General features: G+C 61.8%; 10 protein-coding genes. 8 read left to right on the top strand and 2 right to left on the bottom strand.

Annotation, left to right across the window (positions count from 1 at the left end):
• The 3 genes from RG836_RS23515 to RG836_RS23525 all read left to right on the top strand — a co-directional run.
• On the top strand, window positions 1-189 hold a 189-nt coding region (locus RG836_RS23515), incomplete at its 5' end, for a hypothetical protein (protein ID WP_310849984.1).
• Between the two features lie 48 nt (window positions 190-237).
• Entirely contained in the window at window positions 238-2,880 is a 2,643-nt protein-coding gene (mprF, locus tag RG836_RS23520; protein WP_310849985.1) for a bifunctional lysylphosphatidylglycerol flippase/synthetase MprF, read from the top strand.
• Window positions 2,880-4,175, top strand: coding sequence for a virulence factor family protein (locus tag RG836_RS23525; RefSeq protein ID WP_310849986.1), 1,296 nt, complete (start codon window positions 2,880-2,882; stop codon window positions 4,173-4,175). Before mprF ends, RG836_RS23525 begins: the two co-directional genes overlap by 1 nt.
• An 84-nt stretch (window positions 4,176-4,259) precedes the next feature.
• On the opposite strand, the gene RG836_RS23530 is transcribed toward RG836_RS23525, so the two are convergent.
• The gene (locus RG836_RS23530) at window positions 4,260-4,646 is read right to left on the bottom strand and encodes a DUF6124 family protein (protein WP_310849988.1); all 387 of its coding nucleotides are present in this window, start codon (window positions 4,644-4,646) and stop codon (window positions 4,260-4,262) included.
• Between the two features lie 895 nt (window positions 4,647-5,541).
• Window positions 5,542-7,443: a potassium transporter Kup gene (locus tag RG836_RS23535; RefSeq protein WP_310849989.1), complete on the bottom strand. Its 1,902-nt coding sequence runs from the start codon at window positions 7,441-7,443 to the stop codon at window positions 5,542-5,544.
• Window positions 7,444-7,731: 288 nt separating this feature from the next.
• Here RG836_RS23535 and rimO point away from each other — a divergent pair, with 288 nt between their 5' ends.
• The 5 genes from rimO (at window position 7,732) to tsaA (ending at window position 11,804) form a co-directional block, all read left to right on the top strand.
• A complete protein-coding gene (gene rimO, locus RG836_RS23540; RefSeq protein ID WP_310849991.1) occupies window positions 7,732-9,069 on the top strand; it encodes a 30S ribosomal protein S12 methylthiotransferase RimO in 1,338 nt (445 codons plus the stop codon).
• Window positions 9,070-9,184: 115 nt separating this feature from the next.
• Window positions 9,185-9,658 carry a GNAT family N-acetyltransferase gene (locus tag RG836_RS23545; protein ID WP_310849998.1) on the top strand — a complete coding sequence of 158 codons (474 nt, stop codon included), beginning with the start codon at window positions 9,185-9,187 and terminating at the stop codon, window positions 9,656-9,658.
• A gap of 182 nt (window positions 9,659-9,840) precedes the next feature.
• The gene (locus RG836_RS23550) at window positions 9,841-10,551 is read left to right on the top strand and encodes an rRNA pseudouridine synthase (protein WP_310849993.1); all 711 of its coding nucleotides are present in this window, start codon (window positions 9,841-9,843) and stop codon (window positions 10,549-10,551) included.
• A gap of 74 nt (window positions 10,552-10,625) precedes the next feature.
• The gene (locus RG836_RS23555) at window positions 10,626-11,096 is read left to right on the top strand and encodes a YehS family protein (protein ID WP_310849995.1); all 471 of its coding nucleotides are present in this window, start codon (window positions 10,626-10,628) and stop codon (window positions 11,094-11,096) included.
• 9 nt (window positions 11,097-11,105) lie between these two features.
• The gene (gene tsaA / locus RG836_RS23560) at window positions 11,106-11,804 is read left to right on the top strand and encodes a tRNA (N6-threonylcarbamoyladenosine(37)-N6)-methyltransferase TrmO (RefSeq protein WP_310849996.1); all 699 of its coding nucleotides are present in this window, start codon (window positions 11,106-11,108) and stop codon (window positions 11,802-11,804) included.
• The last annotated feature ends 5 nt before the right edge of the window (window positions 11,805-11,809 follow it).

The raw sequence follows: 11,809 nt of genomic DNA on the forward strand, positions 1-11,809 counted from the left end.
TCTGATGAAAAAGTCCTTTCGCAACAAAGAGCTGTCACTCTGGCGCAGGTTTTTCCAACGCCGACTGCTGACGCCACAGCGACTATGCTGAAGACCGGGAAAGTCACTCGACGACGGCCCACACCGGTCGGCGCCACCCGGCGAGAAGCGTTAATATTTGTAATTATTTTTTTCTACAGGGATTGGTAACTTGGCTCGATACCTCCATCCTGTCGCGCACAATCCAAGAGGTGATTGATGCGCGCCAACTCGTCTGATCCACAAGACACCGTCACCGCGACCCAACCGATCAAGGCCCAGCGTTTACGCCTGCTCGATCTGGTCAGCAAGTACCGCCAGCCTATAGGGCTGGCGGTCACCTTGCTGCTGTTCGCGATTGCGCTGATTGCCTGCCGCCACCTGTTGAGCGAACTCGACCTGTACGCGCTGCACGACTCGATTCTCGAAGTGCCCAAGCCCGCGCTGCTGGGCGCGCTGGCCGCGACGGTGATCGGCTTCATCATTTTGCTCGGTTATGAATGGTCGGCCAGTCGCTATGCCGGGGTGACCCTCGCACCGCGCACCCTCGCCCTGGGTGGGTTTACCGCGTTCGCGATCGGCAACGCGATTGGCCTGTCGATGCTCTCGGGCGGTTCGGTGCGCTACCGTTTATATGCACGCAATGGCCTCGGCGCCTCCGATGTGGCGCGCATGACGCTGTTCGCCAGCCTCTCGCTGGGCTGCGCTTTGCCACCGCTCGCCGCGCTGGCGACCCTGAGCAACCTGCCCGCCGCCTCCACCGCGCTGGGCTTGTCCGAGATGTTGCTCGGCCTGGTCTCGGTCGGCGTGCTGCTCCTTACGGCCGTTCTGGCGGTCGGCCTGTACCGTCGGCGCTTGCCGGAACAACCGCTCGCCGACAACCTGCTGGTGCAAATCGGCCGCCGCACCTTGCGCCTGCCGGGTCGACGCCTCACGTTGTTGCAACTGCTGATCACCGCCCTCGACGTCGCAGCCGCCGCCACCGTCCTTTACCTGCTGCTGCCGGAAGCCCCGCCCTTCGGCGCTTTCCTGCTGGTGTACCTGCTGGCGCTGGCTGCCGGCGTGCTCAGCCACGTGCCCGGTGGCGTCGGGGTGTTTGAGGCGATTCTGCTGGCGGCGTTTGCTGACACCCTTGGCGCCGCGCCGCTGGCCGCCGCGTTGCTGCTCTATCGCCTGATCTACGTGGTGCTGCCGCTGCTGGTGGCGTGTATGTTCCTGCTGATCAACGAAGGCCAGCGCCTGTTTCAATCGCGCCAGTCACTGCGCGCCGCGTCGGGGCTGGCGGCGCCGATCCTGGCGGTGCTGGTGTTCCTGTCCGGCGTGGTGCTGCTGTTTTCCGGGGCTACGCCGGAAATCGACACGCGCCTGGAACACATCGGCTTCCTGATCCCCCATCGCCTGGTCGATGCCTCGCACTTTGGCGCCAGCCTGATCGGCGTGCTCTGCCTGCTGCTGGCCCAGGGCCTGCGGCGGCGCTTGTCGGCGGCGTGGATGCTGACCACCATTCTGCTGCTGGTGGGCGCCCTGCTCTCGCTGCTCAAGGGCTTTGACTGGGAAGAAGCCTGCCTGATGACCCTCACCGCAAGCCTGCTGGGGGTGTTTCGCCGCTCGTTTTACCGCCCGAGCCGCCTGACCGAACTGCCGTTCTCGCCGCTGTATCTGGTGGCCAGCCTGTGCGTCCTCGGCGCGTCGGTGTGGTTGCTGTTGTTCGCTTATCAAGACGTGCCGTACAGCCATCAGCTGTGGTGGCAGTTCACCCTCGACGCCGACGCCCCCCGCGGCTTGCGCTCGTTGTTGGGTGCCTTGGTGCTGCTGGTGGTGGTGTCGCTGACCTGGCTGCTGCGCACCGCGCGTCCGGTGATCCATTTGCCGACCCCGGATGAACTGGAACGCGCGCAGAAGATTCTCATGGCTTCGGCCCAGCCCGACGGCGGCCTGGCGCTGACCGGTGACAAGGCGCTGCTGTTCCACCCCAATGACGAAGCCTTCCTGATGTATGCCCGCCGTGGCCGCAGCCTGGTGGCGCTGTACGACCCGATCGGCCCCAGCGTACAGCGCGCCGAGATGATCTGGCAGTTCCGCGACCTGTGCGACATCCATCACGCCCGCCCCGTGTTCTACCAGGTGCGCGCGGAGAACCTGCCGTACTACATGGACATCGGCCTGACCGCGATCAAGCTCGGCGAAGAAGCGCGGGTCGACCTCAAGCGCTTTGATCTCGAAGCCAAGGGCAAAGAGATGAAAGACCTGCGCTACACCTGGAACCGTGGCACCCGCGATGGCCTGTCGCTGGAGATTCACGAACCGGGCCAGGCGCCGATGGACGAGTTGAAAGTGATTTCCGACGCTTGGCTGACGGGAAAGAACGTGCGCGAGAAAGGCTTCTCCCTCGGCCGTTTCAGCGATGACTACATCAAGCACTTCCGGGTCGCAGTGATTCGTTTCGAAGGGCGCCCGGTGGCCTTCGCCAACCTGCTGGAGACCTACGGCCATGACCTGGCCAGTCTCGACCTGATGCGCGCCCACCCCGAGGCGCCCAAGCTGACGATGGAATTCATGATGGTCGGCCTGATTCAACACTATAAGAGTCACGGCTACGCACGCTTCAGCCTGGGCATGGTGCCGTTGTCGGGGTTGCAACCCCGGCGCGGCGCGCCGCTGACCCAGCGTTTGGGCTCGATGGTGTTCCGCCGGGGTGAGCAGCTCTACAACTTCCAAGGCTTGCGCCGTTTCAAAGACAAATTCCAGCCTGACTGGGAACCCCGTTATATGGCCGTGCCCGCCGGACTCGATCCGCTGGTGGCGCTGGCCGACACTGCTGCCCTGATCGCGGGCGGCTTGACTGGATTGGTGAAACGCTGATGATTCAACGCTCCTTGCGGTACATCCTGGCCACGCTGGTGGTGCTGGCCCTGATCCTGGGCGGTGTGTACTGGTACCTGAAACGCCCGGCCCCGGCGCCGACCCTCGAACAACTGACACCGGCCGACGGCGCCGCCATGACTCGGGTTATCCCCGGCACTACGCCCAAGGCGCAGGTGATTGTCGCAGTGAACGCCGAGCAAAAACTCAGCGACGCGCAACTCATGACCCTGAGCCGCAGCGCGTCGGCGCAAATCGTCCAAGTGATACTACCCAAGGAATGCCTGCTGCAAAGCCGCGCCCTGCAAGCGGCCCAACGCGAGCTGAAAGGCCCCGCCACCCTGGTCAGCGGCATCGGCCCCGGCGCGGTGCTGGCCTGGCGCTGGTTGGCGGAACAGAAAGACGACAAGGCGCAAGCCGTGTCCGTCGACCTGGCCCTAGAAAAACCCGGCTGCACCCACCTACTGCCAAAAAGCTCGGCCCATGGTCACTGGCTGGTGGCGTGGAACGACAACCCGGACGACACCAGCGCCGGTTTTGTACGTGACCAGCCGAATGCGGAAACCAGCATCAGCGACTACGACATTAACTTGCCACAAGTGCTGAACAACGAACTGCGCAAGATCCTGGTGGGCGGCGATAAAGCCGCCGGCGGCCTGCAGATCCCCGTGGTCGAAGTGCCGGCCGGGCAGTCCAACGACACCGTGACCCTCTTCCTCTCCGGCGACGGCGGCTGGCGCGACCTGGACAAAGACGTGGCCGGCGAGATGGCGAAAATCGGCTACCCGGTGGTCGGCATCGACACCCTGCGCTACTACTGGCAACACAAAAGCCCGGAACAAAGTGCACTCGACCTCACCGAACTGATGCAGCACTACCGGCAGAAATGGGGCACCAAACGCTTCATCCTGACCGGCTACTCTTTCGGCGCCGACGTACTGCCAGCCATCTACAATCGCCTGGCCGAGTCCGAGCAGCAACGGGTAGATGCAATCATCCTGCTGGCCTTCGCCCGCACCGGCAGCTTCGAAATCGAAGTCGAAGGCTGGCTCGGCAACGCTGGCAAAGAAGCCGCTACCGGCCCGGAAATGGCCAAACTGCCCGCCGCCAAAGTGGTGTGCATCTACGGTGCAGAAGAAGCCGACGAAAGCGGCTGCACCGACAAAACCGCTGTCGGCGAAGCTGTGAAACTGCCGGGCGGCCACCACTTCGACGAGAACTACCCGGCGCTGGCCCAACGTCTGGTTGAACTGATCAAAAAACGCCAGACCAATAGCACCGTCGCTGAAGATTGAACTGACACCGCGAATGAAAAAGCCCCCGATGGCCGTAAGGTACCGGGGGCTTTTTCGTGGTCGCCTAATCGGGGTGAACGGTCATCACACTGCCGGCTCGACGTTATCCAGCATCCGGTTTACCGCCAGTTCCGCCAACGACACCATTTGCTGAATCGCCAGCGCCGTACTTCGCGATGGGCCCTGAAGGTCGAATGCCAAGTCGCTGGCCATGACATTGAGCGAGGCCAGGGTTTCGCAGGTGTGGGCGAGCAATGTCTCGGTATCGATGCTGGGACTGATCACAAAAATCGTGCTTGAGCGACGATCAGCCTGCGCCTGTTTCTTAGCGGGTGGCGCCAGGTAATGATCAAGGGCGCGAAGCGCAGCATCGTGGAGTTTCTTGCTGTTGAAGCCAACATAGGGAGAGCCAGGATCGGACTCGAGGAAATCGGTTTCTGCTTCGGGGGGATTTGGGGTTTCTTTGATCATGTGAAGCTCCTTGATGAGTGGAGCCACCACCCTGCGCGGTCAAACGAAAAAGTGGCAGCTGTACGCGGGTTGACCGACCGGACATCAAGGAATCCGGCACACCCGAAGGTGTCCCACGCACAGCCGCCGCGACACGATACCTCAGACGAAAAAAAATCGCCTGAGACAAGCCTGGAGCACTGGTGCGCCTTGATGTATTCGGACGGTCAAGTCCGGTCGCCAAATTCGCGGCGACAGAAAAAGGTTAAAGACGCCGCGTCCGACCGTCGACCTGAAAAAGGTGTGGGAAAGTTCTGTAGATGGGACTGATCGATAAACATCGTCGACTGAGAGTCAGTCTTCGCGAGCAGGCTCGCTCCCACTTTTAGGCCTTAGGTACATCCGACAGTAGGTAGTCGGCTTTCAGGCCGCTTTCGCTGGCAAGTCGAATCGTCGCACCGCAGCTCCCACAGGTTTGATTTGGGTACATCTGACAGTGATTGGTTGGCTGTGAGGCCGCCATCGCTGGCAAGCCAGCTCTCACAGGGTTCCGGGATGTCCGCAATAGCTGCGGACACCCCATCAGGTCGAGTGTCAGCTCGCCGCGCTTTTGATCTTGATCCACCCGCCCCGTTGGGAGGCTGAGTGGAGGCGTTTATCCGGGGATTGGCGCGCAGCGCCGTTCGACGCAGTCGAACTCATCGCATGTAGGTGCCAGCGAAGCCAACCGGAGGGCGATGCCCCCGGATGAATGCCGGAGCGAAGGGACCCCGAGCCACAGCGAGGGGCCGTACATTGGGGCGAGCGTTTTGGGTTACCTTTTAGGCGTTTGTAAAAGGTGACTCGCTGTAAGAGCGAAACCATAAGCAGCCATTACCGCAGCAACGGATATACACACAAAAAACACAATCGCCGCCTACATCTCCACCTGCGTCCCCAACTCAATCACCCGATTCAACGGCAAATTAAAAAACCGCAAATTCCCGTTGGCATTCTTCAACATGAACGCAAACAACGCCTCGCGCCAGCGCGCCATGCCTTCGAGCTTGGAGGCAATCACCGTCTCGCGACTGAGGAAATACGTCGTGCGCATCGGACTGAAATCCAGATCATCCAGATGACACAACTTCAACGCCTGCGGCACGTCCGGCTCGTCGATGAAGCCAAAGTGCAGGATCACCCGGAAAAAACCCTCGCCATGGGATTCCACCTCGAAGCGCCGGGTCGGCGGTACGCGCGGGATGTCCTCGTAGACCACCGTCAGCAACACCACCTGCTCGTGCAACACCTGGTTGTGCAACAAGTTGTGCAACAAGGCGTGGGGCACGGCGTCCGGGCGGGCGGTGAGGAACACCGCGGTGCCTTGGACCCGGTGCGGCGGCTGCACGCGAATGCTGCTGATGAAGATCGGCAGCGGCAAGCCGCCCTCGTCCATGCGTTCGACCAGCAACTGCTTGCCGCGCTTCCAGGTGGTCATCAGCACGAACAGCGCAATACCGGCGATCACCGGGAAGGCCCCGCCCTGGATGATTTTCGGCACGTTGGCGGCGAAGTACAGACCGTCTACCAACAAGAAACCGACCAACAACGGCACCGCGAACAGCGGTGGCCATTTCCACAACAGCAGAATCACCGCCGACACCAGGATCGTGGTCATCAACATGGTCCCGGTCACCGCCACGCCGTAGGCCGAGGCCAGTGCGCCGGATGATTCGAAGCCCAGCACCAGCAACACCACGCCGACCATCAGTGACCAGTTCACCGCACCGATGTAAATCTGCCCCTGTTCGGCGCTGGAGGTGTGCTGAATGTGCATGCGCGGGATGTAGCCGAGCTGGATCGCCTGGCGAGTCAGGGAGAATGCGCCGGAAATCACCGCTTGCGAGGCGATCACCGTGGCCATGGTCGACAACGCCACCAGCGGGATCAGCGCCCAACTCGGCGCCAGCAGGTAGAACGGGTTGCGCGCCGCTTCAGGGTCACCGAGCAACAGCGCGCCCTGGCCGAAGTAGTTGAGCACCAGCGCCGGCAGCACCAGGATGAACCACGCGCGGGCAATCGGTTTGCGGCCGAAGTGGCCCATGTCGGCGTAGAGCGCTTCGGCACCGGTCAGCGCCAGCACTACCGCGCCGAGGATCGCCACGCCCATGCCCGGATGGACGATAAAGAAGCGCACGCCCCACATAGGGTTCATGGCTTGCAACACTTCCGGATGCTGCATGATGCCGTACACACCCAGAGCGCCGAGCACCACGAACCAGGTGACCATGATCGGCCCGAACAGAATGCCGATACGCGCAGTGCCATGGCGCTGGATCAAGAACAGCGCCACCAGCACCACCAGCGACAGCGGCACCACCCAATGGTCAATGCCGTCGAACGCCAGCCCCAGGCCTTCAATGGCCGAGAGCACGGAAATCGCCGGGGTGATCATACTGTCGCCGTAAAACAGCGCCGCGCCGATCAGCCCGCACACGACCAGGAGCGTACGCAGCCTCCGACGCCCCGCCGCCGCCCGCCGGGCCAGCGCGGTCAACGCCATGATGCCGCCCTCGCCCTGGTTATCGGCGCGCAGCACGAACATCATGTACTTGATCGAGACCACCCAGATCAGCGACCAGAAGATCAACGCCAGAATTCCCAGCACCCCGTCATGGTTGACCGGTACACCATAGGCGCCGGAAAACACTTCCTTGAGGGTGTACAACGGGCTGGTGCCGATATCGCCGTAAACCACCCCGACCGCCGCGACCAGCATACCGATCGGTTTGGCTGCCGAATGCCCGCCGTCCGCCACCTGACTACTTGCCTGACCCATCCACCACTCCCACTGCTCAGACTGGACGCTTTATAAGAAGCGCTATGCTTCACATCTCAGCATGCGCTGTTTTACTTACGGTTACAGACGTTTTCTTGACTGCGAAATTACAGCAAGGCGTAAAGGCGCGAAGCATAGCGCAGCACTCGTCGTATTTCCCTGCATAAAGCTGGTCAAGTGGACGTGCCATCGCTAGAATTGCGCACTTTTTGACCAGAGACGCAACATAGCGTCCGTCTGTCGCCTCGCCGTCACTGGCTGGAGGCGTCACCCAAACCGAGGTTAGACATGTCCACCACTACCGCGCCGGCCAATCCCAAGGTTGGCTTCGTATCCCTGGGTTGCCCGAAAGCACTGGTCGACTCCGAGCGCATCCTCACGCAACTGCGCATGGAAGGCTATGACGTGGTATCCACGTACCAGGACGCCGACGTCGTAGTGGTCAACACTTGCGGTTTCATCGACTCGGCCAAGGCTGAATCCCTGGAAGTGATCGGTGAAGCGATCAAAGAAAACGGCAAGGTGATCGTCACCGGCTGCATGGGCGTGGAAGAAGGCAACATCCGCAACGTGCACCCGAGCGTGCTGGCCGTGACCGGTCCGCAGCAGTACGAGCAAGTGGTCAATGCGGTGCACGACGTCGTGCCACCGCGCCAGGATCACAACCCGCTGATCGACCTGGTGCCGCCGCAAGGCGTCAAGCTGACCCCGCGCCACTACGCGTACCTGAAGATTTCCGAAGGCTGCAACCACAGCTGCAGCTTCTGCATCATCCCGTCGATGCGCGGCAAACTGGTCAGCCGCCCGGTGGGCGATGTGCTCGACGAAGCCCAGCGCCTGGTCAAGGCTGGCGTCAAAGAGCTGTTGGTGATCTCCCAGGACACCAGCGCCTACGGCGTCGACGTCAAGTACCGCACCGGTTTTTGGAACGGCGCGCCGGTCAAAACCCGCATGACCGAACTCTGCGAAGCCCTCAGCAGCCTGGGCGTGTGGGTGCGCCTGCACTACGTTTACCCGTACCCGCACGTCGACGAGCTGATCCCGCTGATGGCCGCCGGCAAGATCCTGCCGTACCTCGACATCCCGTTCCAGCACGCCAGCCCGAAAGTGCTCAAGGCGATGAAACGCCCGGCGTTCGAAGACAAGACCCTGGCGCGGATCAAGAACTGGCGAGAGATCTGCCCGGACCTGATTATCCGTTCGACCTTCATCGTCGGCTTCCCCGGCGAAACCGAGGAAGACTTCCAGTACCTGCTGGACTGGCTGACCGAAGCGCAACTCGACCGCGTCGGCTGCTTCCAGTATTCGCCGGTCGAAGGCGCCCCGGCCAACCTGCTGGACGCGGCCATCGTGCCGGACGACGTCAAGCAGGACCGCTGGGAGCGCTTCATGGCGCACCAGCAGGCGATCAGCTCGGCGCGCCTGCAACTGCGCATCGGCCGCGAAATCGAAGTGCTGGTGGACGAAGTTGATGAGCAAGGCGCGGTGGGCCGCTGCTTCTTCGATGCCCCGGAAATCGACGGCAACGTGTTTATCGACAACGGCAGCAATCTCAAGCCGGGCGATAAAGTCTGGTGCAAGGTCACCGACGCCGACGAATACGACCTGTGGGCCGAACAGATCTAATCTGTAAAAAATTGAAAGCCCCGCACGCTGAACGAGCTGCGGGGCTTTTTTTTGACTATCGTTTGCCTTGAGCGCGAGGGATCGCGTGCCATCAACAGCACAGGGGCCGGCGGCGATGCGCCAATACGCGGTTATCCACACACCGAAACAAAGCGATTACCCGGAATTGACGGCGGTTTGGGAAGCTTCGGTGCGAGCAACCCACGACTTCCTCCCGGAAAGCTACATCCTTTTACTGAAAAACCTGGTGCTGACCCGCTATCTCGACGCGGTGATGCTGATCTGCACCAAAGACGCGCGCCAACGCATTACCGGGTTCGCCGGAGTAGCGGCGGGCAAGGTCGAAATGCTGTTCATCGACCCGCAGCACCGTGGCGAAGGCCTTGGCAGGCAACTGCTGCACTACGCCCTGCAACACCTGAACGCCGATGAACTGGACGTCAACGAGCAAAACCCGCAGGCGCTGGGGTTTTATTTCAAGCAAGGATTCGAGGTGGTGGGTCGGTCCGAGCATGACGGAATGGGCCAGCCTTATCCGTTGCTGCACATGCGTTTGCGCCGAAGCCAGCCGATGGCCGGCCACGGCTGACACACGACACTGTGGGAGCGAGCCTGCTCGCGAAGGGGTTTGTCATTCAGCATCAATCCTGGCTGACAGATCGCATTCGCCAGCAAGCTCGCGCCCACGAAAAGCCAAACGGTGAAATGGAGCCGGGATAAACCGGCGCCAGGCAGGTACAATGCCCACCCCTTTTTTGTTACGGCCCTGTCATGACTGACCCGATTCGTCTCTCCAAACGCCTCATCGAACTCGTCGGCTGCTCCCGTCGCGAGGCTGAGCTGTTCATCGAGGGCGGCTGGGTCACCGTGGACGGCGAAGTGATCGACGAACCGCAGTTCAAGGTCGAAAACCAGAAGGTCGAGCTCGACAAGGACGCCAAGGCCTCCGCCCCCGAGCCGGTGACCATTCTGCTGAATGCCCCGGCCGGCATCGATGTCGACAGCGCCATGCTGACCCTGGGCGCCGGCAGCCTGAGCGAGGAGCACAGCTTCAGCAAGCGCCCGCTCAAGGGCCACTTCCTGCGCCTGACCGCCAGCGCCGACTTGCAGGCTAATGCCAGCGGTTTGCTGGTGTTCACCCAGGACTGGAAAATCCTGCGCAAGCTCACCGCCGACGCGGCCAAGATCGAGCAGGAATACGTGGTGGAAGTCGAAGGCGACATGGTGGCCCACGGCCTCAATCGCCTGAACCACGGCCTTACCTACAAAGGCAAGGAACTGCCGCCGGTCAAAGCCAGTTGGCAGAACGAAAACCGTCTGCGCTTTGCCATGAAGAACCCGCAACCCGGGGTGATCGCCCTGTTCTGCCAGGCCGTCGGCCTGAAAGTGGTGTCCATCCGGCGCATCCGTATCGGCGGCGTGTCCATCGGCAAAGTGCCGGTCGGCCAATGGCGCTACCTGTCCGGCAAAGAGAAGTTTTAAGACCTCTCACGCCACCCTACTTTTCAGCGCCGCGCCTTGTGCGGCGCCACTGCTGACTATCAGGATTGCACACCATGATTCATAACGACGTACTGCGCAGCGTGCGCTACATGCTCGACATCAGCGACAAGAAAGTCATCGAGATCATCAAGCTCGGCGGCATGGACGTGCGCCTGGAGGATCTGCTGACCTACCTCGACAAAAAAGAGGAAGACGAAGAAGGCTTCGTGCGTTGCCCGGACGAAGTCATGGCGCACTTCCTCGATGGTCTGGTGATCTTCAAGCGCGGCAAGGACGACAGCCGTCCGCCGCAGCCGATCGAAGTGCCGGTGACCAATAACATCATTCTGAAGAAACTGCGCGTGGCGTTCGAGCTGAAGGAAGACGACATGCACGCGATCCTCAAGGCCGCCGAGTTCCCGGTGTCCAAGCCTGAGCTGAGCGCGCTGTTCCGCAAGTTCGGCCACACCAATTACCGCCCGTGCGGCGACCAGTTGCTGCGCAACTTCCTCAAGGGCCTGACCCTGCGCGTGCGCCCGCAATAACCGCTGACCATGGCCTACGGCGTCTCCCCTATCGGCTTCGTGCGCTCCTGCTTCAAGGAGAAGTTTGCCATCCCGCGCCAGCCGCAACTGGCCCCGGCCGCGCGCGGGGTGCTGGAACTGCTCGCGCCGTTCGATCAAGGTGACGCGGTACAAGGCCTGGAGCAGGTCAGCCATGTGTGGTTATTGTTTCTGTTCCACCAGGCCCTCGAAGACAAGCCGCGATTGAAGGTACGGCCGCCGCGCCTGGGCGGCAACAAGTCCATGGGTGTGTTCGCCACCCGCGCGACCCACCGGCCAAACGGCATTGGCCAATCGGTGGTGAAGCTGGACAAGGTCGAGGCCGGACGCCTGTTGATCTCCGGCATCGACTTGCTCGACGGTACGCCAGTACTCGACATCAAACCCTACGTGCCCTACGCCGACATTATCGACAGTGCGTCCAACAGCATCGCCAGCGCCGCGCCACAGTTGATTGCCGTGCAGTGGACGGACACTGCCCTGCAGCAGGCCCATGGCCATGCTCAGCGTCTTGCCGAGCCGCTAGTTGAGCTGATCGAGCAATGCCTGGCGCAGGATCCACGCCCGGCCTACCAGACACCCGCGCCGGAGCGGGAGTATGGCGCGCAGTTCTGGGACCTGGATGTGCGCTGGCACTATCCGTCGGCGGAGGTGATTCGGGTGCTGGAAGTGATCCCCGCAAAAACCTGAACACC

This window comes from Pseudomonas rhizozeae, from assembly GCF_031583775.1.
GTDB lineage: Bacteria > Pseudomonadota > Gammaproteobacteria > Pseudomonadales > Pseudomonadaceae > Aquipseudomonas.

What these genes read in the sequence shown, in the direction of transcription:
- mprF (WP_310849985.1), top strand. Translation starts at nt 238, where the DNA reads ATGCGCGCCAACTCGTCTGATCCACAAGACACCGTCACCGCGACCCAA.
- RG836_RS23525 (WP_310849986.1), top strand. Translation starts at nt 2,880, where the DNA reads ATGATTCAACGCTCCTTGCGGTACATCCTGGCCACGCTGGTGGTGCTG.
- RG836_RS23530 (WP_310849988.1), bottom strand. Translation starts at nt 4,646, where the DNA reads ATGATCAAAGAAACCCCAAATCCCCCCGAAGCAGAAACCGATTTCCTC.
- RG836_RS23535 (WP_310849989.1), bottom strand. Translation starts at nt 7,443, where the DNA reads ATGGGTCAGGCAAGTAGTCAGGTGGCGGACGGCGGGCATTCGGCAGCC.
- rimO (WP_310849991.1), top strand. Translation starts at nt 7,732, where the DNA reads ATGTCCACCACTACCGCGCCGGCCAATCCCAAGGTTGGCTTCGTATCC.
- RG836_RS23545 (WP_310849998.1), top strand. Translation starts at nt 9,185, where the DNA reads ATGCGCCAATACGCGGTTATCCACACACCGAAACAAAGCGATTACCCG.
- RG836_RS23550 (WP_310849993.1), top strand. Translation starts at nt 9,841, where the DNA reads ATGACTGACCCGATTCGTCTCTCCAAACGCCTCATCGAACTCGTCGGC.
- RG836_RS23555 (WP_310849995.1), top strand. Translation starts at nt 10,626, where the DNA reads ATGATTCATAACGACGTACTGCGCAGCGTGCGCTACATGCTCGACATC.
- tsaA (WP_310849996.1), top strand. Translation starts at nt 11,106, where the DNA reads ATGGCCTACGGCGTCTCCCCTATCGGCTTCGTGCGCTCCTGCTTCAAG.